Raw genomic sequence first — 17,338 nt, forward strand, 5'->3', positions numbered from 1 at the left:
TCAGGCCTTCAGGGCCTCGGTCTGCAGGTCGCGCAGGCGCGCGCACCCGTCGACGCCGAGCTCGAGCAGGCGGTCGAGCTCGGCCTTGTCGAACGGCGCACCCTCGGCCGTGCCCTGCACCTCGACGAACAGACCCCGGCCGGTGACCACGACGTTCATGTCGGTCTCGGCGCGCACGTCCTCGACGTACGCCAGGTCGAGGAGCGGCGTGCCATCGACGATGCCGACCGATACCGCCGACACCGAGTCGAACAGGACCTCGGAGCGCTGAGCGATGAACTTCTTCTCGCGGCCCCAGGCGATCGCATCTGCCAGGGCGACGTACGCGCCCGTGATCGCCGCGGTCCGCGTGCCACCGTCGGCCTGCAGCACGTCGCAGTCGATGACGATCGTGTTCTCTCCGAGCGCCTTGGTGTCGACCACGGCGCGCAGCGCGCGGCCGATCAGGCGCGAGATCTCGTGCGTGCGCCCGCCGACCTTGCCCTTGATGCTCTCGCGGTCGTTGCGGCTGTTCGTCGCGCGCGGGAGCATCGCGTACTCGGCCGTGACCCAGCCCTTGCCCTTGCCGGTGAGCCAGCGCGGCACCCCGTTCGTGAACGAGGCGGTGCACAGCACCTTGGTGCCGCCGAACGTGATCAGCGCGGAGCCCTCGGCGTGCGCCGACCAGCCCCGTTCGATCGTGACGGGACGCAGTTCGTCGACGGCGCGGCCGTCTTTGCGGGTGTCGGTCATGGTTCTCCTCGGGACGGGATGGATGCCACGCCTCAGCGCGGCAGGTCGATGGCGCCGGTCTGCACGAGCTGCACGTCGCGCACCTCGCGTCCCATCAGGCGATGGGCCAGGCGGAGGAACTCGTCGGCGGACGCGCCGGTGGCTTCGTAGCGGTGGGAGGCCGTGGCATCCGGCCCCGCGAGCAGGTCGCGGGAGACCAGCTGACGATAGACGTCTTTCGCGGTCTCGCTGTCGCTGGAGACGAGGCTCACCTCGGGGCCCATCACGTAGCTGATGGCGCCCTCGAGGAACGGATAGTGGGTGCAACCGAGCACGAGCGTGTCGACTTCGGCGTGACGCAACGGAGCGAGGTACTGCTCGGCGACGGCGAGCACCTCGGGCGAATCGGTGACCCCGGCCTCGACGAACTCGACGAAGCGCGGGCAGGCCTCGGCGAACACCGTGAGGCGCTCGTTGACCTCGAGCATGTCTTGGTAGGCGCGGGACCCGATGGTGCCGACGGTACCGATCACGCCGATGCGCCCGTTGCGGGTGGTCGACATGGCCGTGCGCACCGCGGGTCCGATCACCTCGACCACGGGAACGTCGTAGCGCTCGCGCGCGTCGCGCAGCATCGCCGCCGAGGCGGTGTTGCAGGCGATCACGAGCATCTTGACGCCCTGCTCGACGAGGGTGTCGAGCACCTCGAGCGCGTAGCGACGCACGTCGGCGATGGGCTTGGGGCCGTAGGGCGAACGCGCGGTGTCGCCGATGTAGAGGATGGACTCGCGCGGAAGCTGGGCCGACACGGCCCGGGCGACGGTGAGCCCACCGACTCCCGAGTCGAAGATCCCGATCGGCGCGTCGTTCATAGGCGTCCAGCCTACCCGGAGCCTCGCTCCCCCTTCGGTCTGTCCCCACCGCAATAGGCTGAGCCAATGACGCGCAGCACGGCCCTGCACACCGACCGGTACGAACTCACCATGCTCGACGCGGGACTGCGCGACGGCACCGCGCACCGCCGGTGCGTGTTCGAGGTGTTCGGTCGGCGCCTGTCGGGCGGGCGCCGTTTCGGCGTCGTGGCCGGCACCGGGCGCCTTCTCGACGCGATCCGCGACTTCCGCTTCGGCGACGACGAACTGCGGTTCCTGCGCGACAACAAGATCGTGGACGCCGCCACCCTCGACTTCCTCGCCGGATACCGTTTCACCGGCTCGATCACCGGCTACCGCGAGGGCGAGCTGTACTTCCCGGGGTCGCCTCTCCTGATGATCGAGGGCACGTTCGCCGAAGCGGTCATCCTGGAAACCCTGGCGCTCAGCGTGCTGAACTTCGACTCGGCCGTCGCCACCGCCGCCGCGCGCATGACGGTCGCCGCGGGTGACCGGCCACTGGCCGAGATGGGCTCGCGACGGGCGAGCGAGGAGTCCGCCGTGGCTTCCGCACGGGCCGCCTACATCGCCGGGTTCTCGGCCACGAGCAACCTCGAGGCGGGGCGCCGCTGGGGCGTGCCCACGATGGGCACCGCCGCGCACGCCTGGACTCTCCTGCACGACACCGAAGAAGCGGCGTTCCGCTCGCAGATCGACGCTCTGGGCACCGACACGACCCTGCTCATCGACACGTACGACATCGCCGAGGGCGTGCGCACCGCCGTGCGGGTCGCCGGCACCGGCCTCGGCGGCGTGCGCATCGACTCGGGCGATCTGCCCATCGTGGCCGGAGAGGTTCGCGCCCTGCTCGACGACCTGGGGGCGACGACCACGCGCATCACGGTCACCAGCGACCTCGACGAGTACGCCATCGCCGCCCTGGCGGCATCCCCCGTCGACGGCTATGGCGTCGGAACGTCCGTGGCAACGGGCTCGGGCGTCCCGACCGCGGGCCTGGTGTTCAAGCTCGTCGCTCGTGCGGCGACAGACGGGTCGTGGGTGCCCGTTGCCAAGGCTTCCGCGCAGAAGGCGTCGCACGGCGGGCGCAAGGCCGCCTTCCGCCGCCTCGACGGCGGCACCGCCACGACGGAGGTGATCGTGGTCAGCGACGGGTTCGAGGAGCTGTCCACCCCCGCCGAGCATCCGGACGCCCGGGCCCTGCAGGTGCCGCTCGTCGTCGACGGAGAACCGGATGCCGCGGCCCTCGGCCCCGCCGGCGTTGAGGCCGCCCGCGCCCATCACGCGCGCGTGCGCGAAGAGCTCCCCGTCCACGCCCTCGCACTGAGCCGATCCGAGCCGGCTCTGCCGACGGAGTACGTCGAGCTCTGACGCCACCGCCGAGGACACCGACCCGGGTGATCCTCTTTTGGACAGGGGCGAGATTCCCCCGGCATCCACCGGGGAGTTCGCGCGTGCTGCGTAGCGTGGGTAGTCCGCCTGCCCGACGGTGACGGCGGACAGAACGAGGACTGCGCCGAACGGAGAGCACCATGACCGACGACGCCCGCCACCGCCACCCGGCCCGCCGCACCGTCCTGGTGGCGTCCGCCTGGGCGATGCCGGTCATCGCATCGACGTTCGTGCCCGCCTTGGCGCAGTCGGCGCAGTCGCGCGGCAGCGTACCCGCTTCCAAGGTGCGGGTGAGCCCCGATTTCCTCGCGGCAGACGCCGACCGTTACGACCCCGCCACCGGGGTCAACCGTGGGCCCATCGTCGTGTACGTCCGCGCTCGTTACGACCAGAACATCGTGTGGTGGCCGACGCCCGATCCGAGTGTGGCGACCGTCCCCTACGTGGTGCAGGTGAGCGGGCCCCTCGGCACGAGTACCCTGACCGGCGCCGTCACCATCCCCATCGGTGGATACGCTCAGCAGGAGCGCTGGTATCCCGGCCCGAACGACTTCCCCATTCCGGCCGGCACGTACACGTTCACTCTGACGCTGTTCGGCAGCGATGGCTCGACGTCGGCGTCGACCTCGGTCACCGTCAGCTAGGGGCGCGTCGTCAGCGGTTCAGCGACTCGTAGATTTCCTTGCACTGCGGGCACACCGGAAACTTCTCGGGATCGCGGCCCGGCGTCCACTTCTTGCCGCACAGGGCGCGCACCGGCTTCCCCGTCAGCGCAGACTCGAGGATCTTGTCTTTCTTGACGTAGTGCGAAAAACGCTCGTGGTCACCCGGCTCGATGTTCTCTTCGCGGATGAGCTCTTCGAGCTCACGATCCAGGGTCGCAAGACCCCCGCTGTCGGGACGGTCGAGAGGGGTGCTCATGGTGTGCCAGTGTAGCCGCGGAGCGCACCGGTGGGACGGACGGATGCCGCCGGCCGGCGGTGCCGCCGCGCGGGAAGCACGTCACGTCGCCTCGGCGAACTCCATCAGCCGCGTACCGCGACGTTCGAAGAGCGCAGCTCCGACGGCGACTCCCCCCACGAGCACGACGCCGCCCGCCACCAGTCCCGACCAGAGGGCGAGGTAGGTGTCGGCCGTGTCGGAGGTGGCTGCCTGCCACGCGAACCACAGGGCGGGGGCGGCCGCCGCGAGAGCGCCCACCATCACCAGCGCTTGCGCCGCCACTCCTCCCGATCCCGTGCGCTGCGGCTGCCGGAACGGACTGTCGCCGGGCCGCGAGACCGCGTACGGGGCCGCGACCGACGAGATGCTCGACAGTCCCAACCCCGCCAGGAAGAGAGCGGCGCAGACACCGACGAGGGCGGGAGCGAACGACCAGCGCCCGTGCGCGGCGATCGCGAGCGGGATGGCCACCGCCAGGAGCGGGACCCCGATGAGCACGACGGGCACGAGTCGTCCGACTCGGTCGGAGAGTCCCCGCACACCGCTGGCGATGTGCATCCACAGGGCGGTGGAGTCGTAGGCGAGGTCGTTGTGCGGCAGCCAGCCGAGGAACAGCGCCATGATGGGCGCCGGCAGCAGCATGGCGAGCTCGAGCGGCACCCCCGCCACTAAGAGAGGCACGGTCGAGAACACCGCGGCGATCGGCACCACCACGATGTTCACGACGTACCGGCGATCACGCAGCCAGTACGACAGGCTGCGAGCGGCAACCGCTCCGCCCGGCGTCCCCGGGAGGAGCGCGAACCACCCGAGTCCGGCCCGCTCGCGCACGGTGATGGGCCGCGGCGTCGTCGTCAGGAGGAGCCGCACGAGGGCGAACCACGCCACCAGGAGCACCGCGACGGTTGCCAGCGCGACGATCACGCTGCCGACCACCGCTCCGGAGGAGGGCGCGAGGGCGATACTCCATGCGGCACCGACGGGCGTCCACGCGAGGGCCTCCGCGGCTGACACCAGTTGCGACGGCACGGCCCCGCGCCATTCGAGGGACGCAAGGAAGATGCCGACCGGCACGACGACCACGAGGACCGCCACGAGGTAGACCCCGATCAGCTCCCGCGACTGGCGCGGTCGTCGCACCAGCGCTCCGAGCGCCATGCTCACGCGGGCCAGCAGGACGCAGGTGACGACGCCGAGGACGATCGACACCACGCCCGCGATGATCGCGGCACCGTGGGCTGTCCACGCCACGGCGAGACTGATGGCGAGCACGAGCACGACGAAGACCGGGACACTCACCAGCCCCGCGAGCACGAGCGAAGCCGCGAGCGGGCGGGGCTCGGGGCCCACGACCGCGAACCGCCGCGGGTCGAGCGGATCGACGGATGCCGTCACCGGCGGGGCGATCGCGAAGCCCAGAGTGACGGCCGACCCGGCGAGCACCGTCACGACGGCCGTCGTCAGCCGATCGGACTGAGCGAGCGCGGCGACGTTGATCGCCGCGAACACGGTGCCGGCGACGAGGACGAATAGTCCGACGACGCGGCGGATCACGTGATCCCGGTCACCCCGGAGGGCGCCGAGCATCATGGCGAGCCTCAGGCGGAGAACGTGTGCAACCACTCGAGGCCCTCCACGTCGCCGAGACCGCCCGCGAGTTCCAGGAAGCGCTGCTCGAGGGTCGACTCACCGCGCACCTCGTCGACCGTGCCCTCGGCGAGGACCTGGCCCGACACGATGACCGCGACGCGGGAGCACACGCGCTCCACCAGCTCCATCCCGTGGCTCGACAGGATGACCGTGCCACCGTGCGCGACGTAGGCGCCGAGGATGTCGAGGATGACCGCGCTCGACACGGGGTCGACAGCCTCGAACGGCTCGTCGAGCACGAGCAACCGCGGCGAGTGGATCATCGCCCCCGCCAGCATGACCTTCTTCGTCATGCCCGCCGAGTAATCCGAGACCGGACGCCCGAGGGCATCCACGAGGTCGAAGGCGCGCGCGAGGTCGGCCGCGCGGCTTTCGACCACCGAGGAGGGAAGGCCTCGCAGAGCGCCGTAGTACGACAGCAGCTGGCGCCCGGTGAGGCGGTCGAAGGTACGCAGACGGTCGGGGAGGACACCGATCATCTTCTTCGCGAGACGGGACTGGCGAGCCGCATCGACACCATTGATCTCGACGCTGCCCCCGTCGGCCCGGAGGAGACCGGCGATGATCGACAGCGTCGTGGTCTTTCCCGCGCCATTCGGGCCGACCAAACCGTAGAACGACCCGGCGGGAACGGTGAGGTCGACGCCGTCCACGGCCCGCAACTCGCCGAAGGTCTTCGTGACGTTACGCAGGCTGAGGGCGGGGACCGCGGGAGTCTCCCGCGCAGGCTCCTCTAGCGCAGACTCCTCCACGGCAGGCTCCTCCACGGCAGGCTCCTCCACGGCAGGCTCCTCCACCGCGACATCGGGGCGGGAAGGATCTTCCGGGGCGTCTCCGCCCTCGGCCTCGACAGGCGCCTCACGGTCCGCCGCGTCATCGACCGGCGCGTCGACGACCGGCGCGTCGTCGACCGGCGCGTCGTCGGGGGCACCCCCCTCAGCAGGCGCAGCCTCATCGGGCGCAGCCTCATCGGGCGCAGCCTCATCGGGCGCAGCCTCATCGGGCGCAGCGTCAACCGGCGCAGCCTCATCGGGCGCAGCGTCAACCGGCGCTGCCTCAGCCGGAGCATCCGTGGTGACCGGAGCACCCGTGGTGGCCGGCTCCAGGACCGGAACGATCGTCACGGTCGGGAGGGGTGGCCGCGGGGGCACGACGAGATCGGCGGGAACCGGCGGCGGCCCGGGGCGACTCGCGGTCGTCTCGGTCTCGGCCGAGGTGGGCGTGGGGGGCGCGTCCGCCGGTCGGGCGGCCGGCTTCTTGGCCGCCGGCGTGCGCGGAGTCGCGGGCTTCTTCGCCGCGGTCGTGCGCGGCGTGGCGGGCTTCTTCGCGGCCGGCGTGCGCGGCGTAGCCGGCTTCTTCGCCGCCGGCGTGCGCGGCGTCGCGGGCTTCTTCGCCGCTGGCGTCCGGGGAGTGGCCGGCTTCTTCGCGGCCGACGAGGCGCGCGGAGCGCGGGGCGCGGGAGCCTCACCGGGCTCCTCGGCATCCGTCGACTCGGGAGCGGCGGCGGCCGGTCGCGCAGGCGGACGCCGCGGCGCTCGGGGCGTGGTCGGGCGCGATTTCGGTGTGGGCGGAGTGGGATCGGCGTCGACGCTCGCCGCGTCGGGCTCCGACCCTGAAGAGGCGGATTCGGGGGGCTGCGGCAGCGACGCTGTCATCACTCCAAGCTATCAACCCCCTCGGACAGCGACGGAGGCGGCTCGGAGCGGCGGGAAAATTCACGCGCCATCACGAATACGCAACAACAAGAGCGAATTCTGCACCTTCTCAGGCGATTTGACTACCATGAATTCGACACGAAGGCGTGACTTTCCGATGAACCGGAAATGACAACTCATCCCCCAGGAGACTGCCTTGACACCTCAGATCGTCATCCTCGCCGCGGGCATGGGCTCGCGCCTCGGGCGCAGTCTGCCCAAACCGCTCACCGAACTGGCCGACGGCCGCAGCATCATGCAACAGCAGCACGACAACATCCGCGCCGCCTTCGGCCGCGACGCGCGAATCACCACCGTCGTGGGCTACCGCGCCGAGACCGTGGTCGACGCGTTCCCGGAGGTCGAGTACGTCTACAACGACCGCTACGACCAGACGAACACGTCGAAGAGCCTGCTGCGGGCGCTCGCCGCGACCGGACGCGGTGGCGTGCTGTGGATGAATGGCGACGTCGTCTTCGACCCCCGCGTCCTCGGACGCGCGGTCGAACTGATCGAGGCAGATCGTTCGTTCGTCACCGTCGACACCGCCTCGGTGAGCGACGAAGAGGTCAAGTACACCGTCGACGCCGAGGGCTTCGTCAAGAACCTCTCGAAGGTTGTCACAGGCGGCCTCGGCGAGGCCGTGGGCATCAACTTCGTGTCGTCGCGCGACAAGAAGACCCTGCAGCGTCACCTGCAGCGCGTCGATGACCAGGATTACTTCGAGCGCGGCATCGAACTCGCGATCGCCGTGGACGGCATGCGGGTCGAGCCGCTCGACATCTCCGACCTGTACGCCGTCGAGGTCGACTTCGCGGAAGACCTCGAGCGCGCGAACCTGTTCGTCTGATCCGAGCCGCGCGTCAAGTCCCCCGCCGTCGCCGTGCGGCGGGAGAGGATGAGGTCATGGCTGAGAAGGCGCACCGCATCCATTCCCTGCCCGACGACGCGCCCTGGACGGGCGGGCTTCCGCCGGCCGGGTCCGAGGAGCATCCCCGCACGATCCGTATGCTCGACCGCGTGCTGGCCGTGCAGCGCCCCGCCGTCATGGCGCACCTGCGGAGCATCCGGCTGCGCCACCCCGACGCCTCCCCGCAGGACATCCTGCGGATCCTCGAACGGCGCTACCTCGCCGCGGTGACCACGGGCGGCGCAGCGGTGGGCGCGACGGCCGTGGTTCCCGGCATCGGCACGGGGGTGACGCTCGCCCTGAGCGGCGTCGAGACCGTCGGCTTCCTCGAGGCCACGGCTCTGTTCGCGCAGTCCGTCGCCGAGGTGCACGGGGTCGCCGTGGACGACCCCGACCGTGCGCGGGCACTCGTGCTCACCCTCATGCTCGGCAAGGAGGGCATCGACCTGGTGTCGCAGCTGGCGTCCCAGGCGGCCGGACGGGGTACGACCCGCTCAAGTTACTGGGGCGAAATGGTCACCAAGACGCTGCCGCGCGCCGCCGTCGGCCCCCTCGTCGACCGGCTCAAGACCACCTTCGCGCGCCAGTTCGCCGCCCGCGGTGGGGCATCCTGGGTGGGCAAAGCCCTGCCGTTCGGCGTCGGGGCCGTCGTGGGGGGTGCGGGCAACCACATCCTCGGACGACGGGTGCTCGTCAATTCGCGGCGCGCGTTCGGCGCTCCCCCGCTCATCCTTCCCCGCGACATCGAGCCGCAGCCGGGCGCCGAACGGCTGGAGCGACGGGCCGCCGGCGGCGTGCAGCGGGTCGGCGGAGCCATCGCTGGGGCCGTGGGGTCGGCGACCCGTCGCACCGGCTCCGTCGCTCGCAAGGCTCTCCCGCGTCGAAACAGCGCCGACAAGCCGGACGACAGCGCCGACGAGGACTGAGACCCATCTCATCGACCCCGCCCGCGCGCAAGGCCCCGGGTGGGCGAACCCGGATCGCGTTAGCCTCACGGCATGGGTGACCTCCTCGATCTCCTGTCCGCATGGATGCCGCGTCAGCGCTGGTACGGCACGAAAGGCCGCGATCCGCGCCTCACGCTCGTGGCGGAATGGGAGTTGTCCGCGCCCGACTCGCGGCTCCTCCTGGTGCGCGACGACGCCGTCGCCCCGGCGGCGGTGTACCAGGTCCCCGTCTCCGTGCGGGAGCCCGACGATGTCCTCCCGGGCAGCCTGATCGGCCCCACCGCCGACGGCCGGGTGTGGACGGATGCCACGACAGACCCGCGCTACACCGACCTGCTGTTCCGGCTGGTCACCGTCGAGGGAACCGTAGCCTCCCCGGAACCGGGGCTGGTCGGCATCCCGCTATCAACCTCGATCGCGATCCCCACCGCGGAGAACATCCCCGCCCGCGTGCTGAGCGGCGAGCAGTCGAACACCTCGATCATCTTCCGCCCCGAGGGCGAGGTCCCGGTGATCTGCAAGCTGTTCCGGCAGGTGCACGCCGGCATCAACCCCGACGTCGAGTTGCAGTCCGCCCTGGCCGCGGGCGGCGCCACGTTCGTGCCCGCCGCGATCGGCGAGGTGCGCGGCACCTGGTCCGGCGGCGACGGGCAGACCGCGATCGGCTCGTTGGCATTCGCCCAGGAGTTCTTCGAGGGAGTGGAAGACGCGTGGCGCGTCGCGCTGCTCGCCGCGACGGCCGGCGACGACTTCACCGCGTCGGCCCGCGCGCTCGGCGAGAGTGTCGCCCGCATGCACGTGGCTCTGGCCACCGGGTTCCCCACCGTGACCCCCGACGCGCAGACGCGGGCCGCGGTGGCGGGCGCCTGGGAGCGGCGCCTCGCGATTGCCCTCGCGGAGGTCCCCGCCCTCGCCCCCTACGACACGCGGATCCGCGCGATCTACACCGCAGCCGCCGCGGCGGAGTGGCCGGCGCTGCAGCGCGTGCACGGCGATCTCCACCTCGGTCAGGTGCTGCACACGCCCGCCAACGGGTGGGTGCTGCTCGACTTCGAGGGTGAGCCGCTGCGTCCGATCACCGAGCGCCTCCGTCCCGACGTCGCCGTCCGCGACGTCGCCGGGATGCTGCGCTCCTTCGACTACGTCTCGGGAGCCGTGGCCGACGATGACGGCGCGGCGGTGCGCGCGTGGGTCATCGACGCGCAGCAGGCGTTTCTCGACGGCTATGCCGCGACCGTGGGCGTCGAGAACATGGCCGACAGCGCGCTGCTGTCAGCGTTCGAGCTCGACAAAGCGGTGTACGAGGCGATCTACGAGACCCGCAACCGCCCCGACTGGGTGGGTATCCCCCTCGCCGCGATCGGTCGGCTCGCGCCCCTCGACGACTGACCGGCCTCACTCCCCCGCGGCGCGTTCCCAGCGGTCCATGAGCACGCGGACGGCGTCGTGGAAGCGCCGCGTGGCGGCGCCCGGGGCGGTGTCGCCGAAGTAGTGGCGCACCCAGTGATCGAGGCGCTCGACCGCGTCGGGGTCGTCGAGCACGCGCTGCGCCTGGGTCACGATGTCGCCGGCGTCGGCGGCATCCAGCCACTCACAGGCGGAAAGATACCCCGTGGTGTCGACGAGAGCCTCGGGGTCGAGGGGCCGCGTGATCATCAGCGGCTTGCCCGCGGCCAGCCGGTCGTAGACCATGGCCGAGATGTCGACGATGGCGAGATCGGCGGCGGCGAGCTGCCACCCCACCTCGGCACCGGTGTCGTGTACGTGGTGCGCCGTGGGGTCGGCGGCGTTGGCGGCGGCGAGGGCCGCGATGATGCGGGCGTTCGCGGCACCGTACGCGGCATCGACCACACCCGAGCGCGGATGCGGTCGGTACACGACACGGTGCCTCCCCGTCGCCAGGAGCGCGGAAACGAGCGCCTCGCCGTGGCTGAGGATCGAGCCGTAGTGCGCCGACGGGCGGTCGCCCTCCCACGTGGGCGCATAGAGCACGACCGTGCGCTCGTCGGAGGGATAGGGCACCGAGCCGGAGTAGTGGTCGGCCTGCGGACGACCGATGGCGAAGGTGCGCCGATCGAGGTCGTAGTCCCACAGCGTACGTTCCAGGCGGGCGCGGGCGGCGTCTCCGGCGATGAAGGCGTAGTCGTAGGCCTTGAACTGGTTGGTGGTCATGTACATCTTGTCGGACTCGCCGTGGTTGATGAACACGTGCCATCGGCGCCCGTACCGGAACATCTGGAAATTGCGGGTGTTCTGGTTGACGTAGAACACCACCCGGATGTCTTGCTCGGCGAGCACCCGTTCCACATCGCCCACGGTCGGCGCGTACGCGACCGGCAGCGCGTCGTCACGCAGGAGTGCGTCGGCGCCCCGGATCGCGCGCGAGATCACGAGCACGGGCCACTCCCGCGCCAGATCGCGCAGCGGCGCATACCACTGGCGCATCTGGTACATGTTCACCGGGCCGTCGGCGAAATACACCGCGACACGGAACTGCCCCTGCGGCAGGGGACCCCGCTCTGCAAGCATCCGGCGCAGGTCGATGCGGGCGCGGCGGGTGGCGAGGGCCTTCCGCAGCAGCCCCACGGCGAGGACGGCGTCACGAGCGAGAGGCATCGTTCCAGGGTAGCGGCCAGGTCGGCGTGGAAAGATCGACGGATGCACCTCGCGACCCCCGGCCGCCGAGACGCGCCCGTTCCCCCCGACGACGCCGGCGTGAGCTTCGTCATGCCCGTTCTCAACGAGGAGCGCTACCTCCGCCGCGCGGTCGCCTCCACCCTCGCGCAGGACGTTCCCGGACCGGTCGAACTGATCCTCGCCCTGGGACCGTCGACGGATGCCACCACCGCGATCGCCCGCGAACTGGCGGCCGCGGATCCCCGCGTGGTGCTGCTCGACAACCCGGCCGCCGATATCCCGGTCGGTCTGAACCTCGCGATCCGGGCGAGCCGCCACCCGACGATCGTCCGTGTCGACGCACACTCCGAGCTCGCGCTCGGCTACACCCGGCGCGCCCTCGCGACCCTCGCGCGCACGCGCGCCGCGAACGTCGGCGGAGTGATGAGGGCCGACGGGCGCTCGCCGTTCCAGCGGGCGGTGGCACGCGCCTACAACTCGCGCGCCGGCCTGGGCGGCGGCGCGTACCACGGCGGCACCGAGGAAGGCCCGGCCGAGTCGGCGTACCTCGGGGTCTTCCGCCGGTCGGTGATCGCCGAGGTCGGGTACTTCGACGAGTCGATTCGGCGCGGGGAGGATTGGGAACTGAACCTGCGGATCCGCCGCGCCGGGTATCGCGTGTGGTTCGACCCGGCCCTGTCGGTGGTCTACTGGCCGCGCGAGAGCTGGCCCCGCCTCGTGCGGCAGTTCCGCGCCACCGGCGCGTGGCGCGGCGAGCTGGTGCGCCGCTACGGCCGACGCAATTCCCTCCGGTTCTTCGCCCCGCCGCTGCTCGTCGTGAGCGTCGTGGCCTCGGCCATCGTGGGCGTCCTCCAGGCCACCGGAGTGGTGCGCGGACGCGCCACGCACGTGATCCACCTCCCCGTAGCGGCGTACGCGGCGCTCGTGACAGCGGTATCGCTCGGCCGGGGCGGAGGCCGCGGTTGGCGCGACCGCGCGTGGACCGCAGGCGTTCTCCCGTCGATGCACCTGCCCTGGGGCGTGGGGTTCCTCTGGGCGATCGTGCGCGGCGCCCGCGACACCGTCGACACCTCGCGGCTCGACGGTCGCAACACACCGCTGCCCTAGGCGCGCGGCATCCCCGGATCAGTCCCGGTCGATGAACCCCTGGTCGAGAAGGCGCGCGACGACGCGCTCGCTCGCGCGCCCGTCTTCACGGGCGACGAACACGCGGCGGAAACGGTCGTACCGTTCGGCGAAGATCTCGGGATCGACGTCGGCGATCGCGGCTTCGAGCTCGTTCTGGGTTCGCACCACGGGCCCGGGCGCAGCCTCGAGCAGATCGAAGTAGAAGCCGCGCAGCTCCCCCCGGTAGTGCTCGAGATCAGGCACGAGGAAGTACATCGGCTTGCCCGTGATGCTGAAGTCGAACATCACGGAGGAGTAGTCGGTGATCAGCGCGTCGGCGACAGCGAGCAGGCGCGCAGTGTCGGGAAAACCGGTGACGTCGATCACCCGCGGACCGCGAGCGTCCTCCCCCGGCTGCAGGGTGCGGGAATGGCCGCGCACCAGCACCACGGCGTCGGCCGAACGGGCCAGTGCGACCGGGTCGACGAAGTCGACCATCGCCTCGCGGTCGTCGCGCCATGTGGGGGCGTAGAGCAGCACCCGCTCCTCGGCACCGATCCCCAGCGCACGGCGGGTAGCCGATCCGTCGTCGGTGCGCAGGGCGTCGTTACGGGGGTAGCCCTCGACCCACATCGGCCGCCGGACAAAGGCGTACGCGCGTCCGAGCACCCGCGCCGCGTAGGGGCTCTGCGCCAGCAGCACGGTCCACCGCCGGCTCTCGCGCAGGACCGCGAGCATCCGCCGGGGGTCGAAGCCGGGGCGATGCAGGGCGAGTCGCTTCAAGGGCGTCCCGTGCCAGGTCTGCAGCACCCGCTGCCCGGGCTTTCGCACGAAGCGGCGACGGAGCCAGTCGTTGACGACGAGGAGGCGTGCGGCACCACGGGCGCGCCACCACGGAGGGCTCCCCTCCACGACCGCGATCGCCCCCTCCGGCACCTGCACCGAGAGGTCGACGACGCTCCAGTAGCGGATGACTCCCGGTGCGACGCGGGCGAGCTCTCGATCGATGGCGAGCGGATTGCAGCTGGCGTTGCGACCGTAGAAGCTCTCGAAGAAGACCGCGTTCTCGAGCGGCTCGCGCGAGGCGGCGTACCGGCGTTCGAGCGCCGCTTGCGCCTCCGCAGAGTCGTACGCGGGATCTACCGGCGGTCCGACGCGCAGCCGCCCGTCCGCCCACTCCGCGCGCAGGCCCGGAAGGACCGTGGACGGGAGTGAGTGCGCGGGGAGAGCGGCATCCGTGGCCTCTCCCGGTTCGATGCGCAGGCGGTACTCGCCCGTCGGCAGCGGCAGCTCGGGCCCGCCCCAGCGACCCGCGCGCAGCGGCAGCACAGCCCTCCACGTGCGCCCACGCCCGTGCACGCGCGCCGACACGCTGGCGCGTGGTCCCTGCAGGGAGACGGCAGCGGGCCGGGGACCCTGGCCGGTGATCTCGAGGGCGGCGTGGCCGTCGTCGTCGGTGAAGCGCACGTCGGTCATGGGGTCGTCTTCCTCTCGCCGCGAGCGGCACGGATCGGAGCGCGAGAGCGCATCCGGGCGGCCAGGCGCATCCGGATCGCACCGTATACGCGCTCAGCGTTTCGCCCGTCGCGATGGGCGTGCACGGTCGCGCTCCGCAGGCGCGAGGCCGCGAGGGCCTCGCCGGGATCGTCGAGGATGCCATCGAGTCGAGCGAGCACGTCGTCCCACGTGCGAGCCGGGTCGTCGCCGGCCACGTCGCGGTAGCGGCCGTAGAGCCCCCGCCGTGCGGAGTAGTCCTCGAGGTCGGGCGCGAAGAACGCCACCGGCAGGGGCACGAGCGCGGCGTCGAAGGCGAGCGACGAGTAGTCGGTGACCATCGCGTCGACCCCCGGCAACAGCGGGGTGACGTCGTTGACGAGGTCGCTGCCGAGCAGGCGCACGCGGTCGCTCGGCGGCCGGTACTCGCCCGCGCCGAGCGGGTGGGAGCGCACGAGGAGGATCGCGTCACGGCGCGCGAGGAACGCATCGATGCGCTGCCACTCCTCGGGTGTCGGCACGGCCGGATCGGGCGCCCCATCGCGCCACGTGGGGGCGTAGAGCAGGACCGCCCGGTCGGCGGGGTCACTGCCGAGGGCGGCGGCGATCGCGTCGCGCGCGGTGCGGCGGCGGTGCTCGGGCGTTCCCGCCGACAGCACGTCGACCCGCGGCTCCCCCGTCACCGGCACACGCGCGTCGTCGAGCCCGAAGGCGGTCTCGAGCCGGCCCCGCACGAGGTGTGACGCGGCGGGCAGGAGCGAGATCTGTCGCATCGTCCGGGCGTAGAGCGCGGCCAGCACGCGGCTCACGACGCGCGAACGCGGCAGAATCGCGCTCCGGGTGGTCTCGGGTGAATCCAGCCCGATGCGCTTGAGCGGAATCCCGTGCCACAGCTGCACGACGAACGCGCCGGCGACGGCGTAGCGCTGCACGTCGCCGAATCCGTGGGTCACGACGACCACGCGGGCCCGCGCCGTGCGCCACAGTCCGCGCGGCGAATCCCGGAGCACCCACGGGATGCCGAGCACCTCGGCGTCCTTCGCCTGCGCGGCGTCGGCGACGAGCCAGGTCGTCCGCTCCCCCGCCGCATCGGCGACGCGCCACAGCGCGAGCGCCCCGTCGGCGACACCGACCGCGCACCCGAACACCCAGGCGTCGCGGGACCGGGGAACGACCGCGGTCAGCAGCCGACCCGCCAGATAGAACGGGATGCGCTTCAGCTTTCGCGCATTTCCCGCCCCGAACGAGAAAGACGCCACCCCGCGAGCCTATCGCGGGGTGGCGTCTTTCTGAGCGGGGTCAGCTCTGCATCGTGCCGAGCGTCACCTCGACGGTCTTCTCGGAGCCGTCGCGCAGGTAGGTCACCTTCGCCTCCGCGCCCGCGGCAAGCGCGCGCACCTGGGCGGTGAGGTCGACGGAGTTCGTGATCGGGATGCCGTTGAACTGGGTGATGACGTCACCCTTGCGCAGCCCGCCCGCCTGTGCGGCTCCGCCGGCGGTGACGTCGGCGACGTAGGCACCGGTGGTCGTGGCGCCCTGGATCGCGACGGCATCCTGCACACTCGCACCGAGCAGACCGTGCGTCGCCGCGCCGGAGTCGATGATCTCCTGCGAGACGCGCTTGGCGATGTCGGACGGGATCGAGAAGCCCACGCCGATGTTGCCGGACTGCCCGCCTGTCGTGGACCGACCGGCATTCGCGATCGCCACGTTGATGCCGATCAGCTTGCCCTCGTCGTCGACCAGGGCACCGCCGGAGTTACCCGGGTTGATCGCGGCATCCGTCTGGATGACGGCGATCTTGATCGTCTGCTTGGGCTGGGTGTTCTGCTCGCCCTGGCCGAAGTCGAAGAAGAACGGGCTCTCGCCGGACGAGTCGCCCGGGTCGGTCTCGCTCCCGTCCTTCGGGGCGGCGGCGGAGGCGACCTGGATCGAGCGGTTCAGGGCGCTGACGATGCCGGTGGTCACGGTGTTGGGCAGGCCCAGCGGGGCTCCGACCGCAACGGTGTTGTCGCCGACGTTGAGCTTGCTCGAGTCGGCCCACTCGATGGGGGTCAGCTTCGTGGCGTCCTCGAGCTTGATCACGGCGAGGTCGTACGTGGGGTCGGTGCCGACGAGGGTCGCGGCGAACACGCGTCCGTCGGAGGTGGTCACCGACAGCTGGGCGTCTCCGGTCTGCCCGTCGAGGGTCACCACGTGGGTGTTGGTGAGCACGTAGCCGTCTTCGTTGAGGATGACGCCCGAGCCGCTCCCGGCTCCGGAGGATCCGCGAGCGCTGATCGTCACGACGCTCGGCACGACCTTGGCCGCCACCGCGGCGGTGTCGTTGACGTCATCGGGGTTGTTCACGGTGACCGCCGTCGGGCCCGAGACCGCCGTGTTCTCGGAGCCGCCCCACATGCTCAGACCGGCGTAGGTGCCGCCGAGGCCGGCGCCGCCGCCGACGAGGGCGGCCGCGACCAGGAGCGCGGCGATCTTCGGCGCCGAGCTCTTCTTGCGGGGGCCGGCCGGCGTCTCGGCATCGGGGAGGGCGAGGGTCGGCTGCGTGCCGTACGCGCTCTCCGCGGCGGGCCCGAAGGCCTGACCGGTGGGCGCGGTGGCTCCCGAGGGCGCCGCGGCGTACCCCTGCGCCTGCGGGGCCGGGTGCTGCGGCGTTCCGATGTGCGGGGTCGCGGGGGCCTGCGCGGCGGCGCCGGCGGGGGCGCCGGAGCCGGCGGCGGGCGGGGGCCACGACGCTGCGGCGTCGACCGGTGAACGCGTCGGCAGCGGCGGGACCGCGGGGCTCGCCGTGGTGGGCGTGGCCTCGGCGGCCGGGGTCGCCGCGGTGCTCGCGTCGGCGGGCGCCGCGTCGGGCGTGCGGTCGGCGGGGTCGTTCTGGGGCGACGCGGGAACCGCGCCCTGCGCGGCCGCGTCGGTGGTGCGGGGGTCGGTACCCTCGGGACGGTCGTCCGTGGTGTCGCTCAT

General features: G+C 71.8%; 15 protein-coding genes. 6 read left to right on the top strand and 9 right to left on the bottom strand.

All coding sequences use genetic code 11. The features are described from left to right. Window positions 1–732, bottom strand: coding sequence for a ribonuclease PH (gene rph / locus ACU6WY_RS08745; RefSeq protein WP_483819281.1), 732 nt, complete (start codon window positions 730–732; stop codon window positions 1–3). A gap of 32 nt (window positions 733–764) precedes the next feature. Further along, complete coding sequence (murI, locus tag ACU6WY_RS08750; RefSeq protein WP_483819282.1) at window positions 765–1,583, bottom strand: glutamate racemase; 819 nt, start codon at window positions 1,581–1,583, stop codon at window positions 765–767. 66 nt (window positions 1,584–1,649) lie between these two features. Here murI and ACU6WY_RS08755 point away from each other — a divergent pair, with 66 nt between their 5' ends. After that, a complete protein-coding gene (locus tag ACU6WY_RS08755) occupies window positions 1,650–2,972 on the top strand; it encodes a nicotinate phosphoribosyltransferase (protein WP_483819283.1) in 1,323 nt (440 codons plus the stop codon). 161 nt (window positions 2,973–3,133) lie between these two features. Beyond that, on the top strand, window positions 3,134–3,637 hold the full coding sequence (locus ACU6WY_RS08760) for a hypothetical protein (RefSeq protein ID WP_483819284.1): 504 nt from the start codon (window positions 3,134–3,136) through the stop codon (window positions 3,635–3,637). Between the two features lie 10 nt (window positions 3,638–3,647). Here the strand turns inward: ACU6WY_RS08760 and ACU6WY_RS08765 are convergent, their stop codons facing one another. The 3 genes from ACU6WY_RS08765 to ACU6WY_RS08775 form a co-directional block, all read right to left on the bottom strand. Then, window positions 3,648–3,914 (bottom strand): DUF3039 domain-containing protein, encoded by a 267-nt coding sequence (locus ACU6WY_RS08765; protein WP_483819285.1) that lies wholly within the window; start codon window positions 3,912–3,914, stop codon window positions 3,648–3,650. Between the two features lie 81 nt (window positions 3,915–3,995). Then, on the bottom strand, window positions 3,996–5,525 hold the full coding sequence (locus ACU6WY_RS08770; protein WP_483819286.1) for a hypothetical protein: 1,530 nt from the start codon (window positions 5,523–5,525) through the stop codon (window positions 3,996–3,998). 8 nt (window positions 5,526–5,533) lie between these two features. Beyond that, the gene (locus ACU6WY_RS08775) at window positions 5,534–7,240 is read right to left on the bottom strand and encodes an ABC transporter ATP-binding protein (RefSeq protein WP_483819287.1); all 1,707 of its coding nucleotides are present in this window, start codon (window positions 7,238–7,240) and stop codon (window positions 5,534–5,536) included. A gap of 196 nt (window positions 7,241–7,436) precedes the next feature. Here ACU6WY_RS08775 and ACU6WY_RS08780 point away from each other — a divergent pair, with 196 nt between their 5' ends. The 3 genes from ACU6WY_RS08780 to ACU6WY_RS08790 all read left to right on the top strand — a co-directional run bounded on the left by ACU6WY_RS08780 (window position 7,437) and on the right by ACU6WY_RS08790 (window position 10,525). Then, on the top strand, window positions 7,437–8,129 hold the full coding sequence (locus ACU6WY_RS08780) for a phosphocholine cytidylyltransferase family protein (RefSeq protein ID WP_483819288.1): 693 nt from the start codon (window positions 7,437–7,439) through the stop codon (window positions 8,127–8,129). Window positions 8,130–8,185: 56 nt separating this feature from the next. Further along, window positions 8,186–9,115: a hypothetical protein gene (locus tag ACU6WY_RS08785; protein WP_483819289.1), complete on the top strand. Its 930-nt coding sequence runs from the start codon at window positions 8,186–8,188 to the stop codon at window positions 9,113–9,115. Between the two features lie 72 nt (window positions 9,116–9,187). Continuing rightward, window positions 9,188–10,525 carry a maltokinase N-terminal cap-like domain-containing protein gene (locus ACU6WY_RS08790; RefSeq protein WP_483819290.1) on the top strand — a complete coding sequence of 446 codons (1,338 nt, stop codon included), beginning with the start codon at window positions 9,188–9,190 and terminating at the stop codon, window positions 10,523–10,525. A 6-nt stretch (window positions 10,526–10,531) separates the two neighbouring features. On the opposite strand, the gene ACU6WY_RS08795 is transcribed toward ACU6WY_RS08790, so the two are convergent. Further along, window positions 10,532–11,752 carry a hypothetical protein gene (locus tag ACU6WY_RS08795; RefSeq protein ID WP_483819291.1) on the bottom strand — a complete coding sequence of 407 codons (1,221 nt, stop codon included), beginning with the start codon at window positions 11,750–11,752 and terminating at the stop codon, window positions 10,532–10,534. 42 nt (window positions 11,753–11,794) lie between these two features. Between ACU6WY_RS08795 and ACU6WY_RS08800 the strand changes: the two genes are divergently transcribed. Further along, the gene (locus ACU6WY_RS08800) at window positions 11,795–12,880 is read left to right on the top strand and encodes a glycosyltransferase family 2 protein (RefSeq protein WP_483819292.1); all 1,086 of its coding nucleotides are present in this window, start codon (window positions 11,795–11,797) and stop codon (window positions 12,878–12,880) included. 18 nt (window positions 12,881–12,898) lie between these two features. Here ACU6WY_RS08800 and ACU6WY_RS08805 read toward each other — a convergent pair whose 3' ends face one another. From ACU6WY_RS08805 to ACU6WY_RS08815, 3 genes are read right to left on the bottom strand one after another with little or no spacing between them, the layout of a single operon-like run. Beyond that, window positions 12,899–14,356, bottom strand: a complete 1,458-nt coding sequence (locus ACU6WY_RS08805; protein ID WP_483819293.1) for a CDP-glycerol glycerophosphotransferase family protein — start codon at window positions 14,354–14,356, stop codon at window positions 12,899–12,901. Continuing rightward, window positions 14,353–15,633 (bottom strand): CDP-glycerol glycerophosphotransferase family protein, encoded by a 1,281-nt coding sequence (locus ACU6WY_RS08810; RefSeq protein WP_483819294.1) that lies wholly within the window; start codon window positions 15,631–15,633, stop codon window positions 14,353–14,355. The genes ACU6WY_RS08805 and ACU6WY_RS08810 overlap by 4 nt, the downstream gene beginning before the upstream one ends. 40 nt (window positions 15,634–15,673) lie before the next feature. Next, entirely contained in the window at window positions 15,674–17,338 is a 1,665-nt protein-coding gene (locus ACU6WY_RS08815) for a S1C family serine protease (RefSeq protein WP_483819295.1), read from the bottom strand.

This window comes from Microbacterium sp. ZW3a, from assembly GCF_057167165.1.

What these genes read in the sequence shown, in the direction of transcription:
- rph (WP_483819281.1), bottom strand. Translation starts at nt 732, where the DNA reads ATGACCGACACCCGCAAAGACGGCCGCGCCGTCGACGAACTGCGTCCC.
- murI (WP_483819282.1), bottom strand. Translation starts at nt 1,583, where the DNA reads ATGAACGACGCGCCGATCGGGATCTTCGACTCGGGAGTCGGTGGGCTC.
- ACU6WY_RS08755 (WP_483819283.1), top strand. Translation starts at nt 1,650, where the DNA reads ATGACGCGCAGCACGGCCCTGCACACCGACCGGTACGAACTCACCATG.
- ACU6WY_RS08760 (WP_483819284.1), top strand. Translation starts at nt 3,134, where the DNA reads ATGACCGACGACGCCCGCCACCGCCACCCGGCCCGCCGCACCGTCCTG.
- ACU6WY_RS08765 (WP_483819285.1), bottom strand. Translation starts at nt 3,914, where the DNA reads ATGAGCACCCCTCTCGACCGTCCCGACAGCGGGGGTCTTGCGACCCTG.
- ACU6WY_RS08770 (WP_483819286.1), bottom strand. Translation starts at nt 5,525, where the DNA reads ATGATGCTCGGCGCCCTCCGGGGTGACCGGGATCACGTGATCCGCCGC.
- ACU6WY_RS08775 (WP_483819287.1), bottom strand. Translation starts at nt 7,240, where the DNA reads ATGACAGCGTCGCTGCCGCAGCCCCCCGAATCCGCCTCTTCAGGGTCG.
- ACU6WY_RS08785 (WP_483819289.1), top strand. Translation starts at nt 8,186, where the DNA reads ATGGCTGAGAAGGCGCACCGCATCCATTCCCTGCCCGACGACGCGCCC.
- ACU6WY_RS08790 (WP_483819290.1), top strand. Translation starts at nt 9,188, where the DNA reads ATGGGTGACCTCCTCGATCTCCTGTCCGCATGGATGCCGCGTCAGCGC.
- ACU6WY_RS08795 (WP_483819291.1), bottom strand. Translation starts at nt 11,752, where the DNA reads ATGCCTCTCGCTCGTGACGCCGTCCTCGCCGTGGGGCTGCTGCGGAAG.
- ACU6WY_RS08800 (WP_483819292.1), top strand. Translation starts at nt 11,795, where the DNA reads ATGCACCTCGCGACCCCCGGCCGCCGAGACGCGCCCGTTCCCCCCGAC.
- ACU6WY_RS08805 (WP_483819293.1), bottom strand. Translation starts at nt 14,356, where the DNA reads ATGACCGACGTGCGCTTCACCGACGACGACGGCCACGCCGCCCTCGAG.
- ACU6WY_RS08815 (WP_483819295.1), bottom strand. Translation starts at nt 17,338, where the DNA reads ATGAGCGACACCACGGACGACCGTCCCGAGGGTACCGACCCCCGCACC.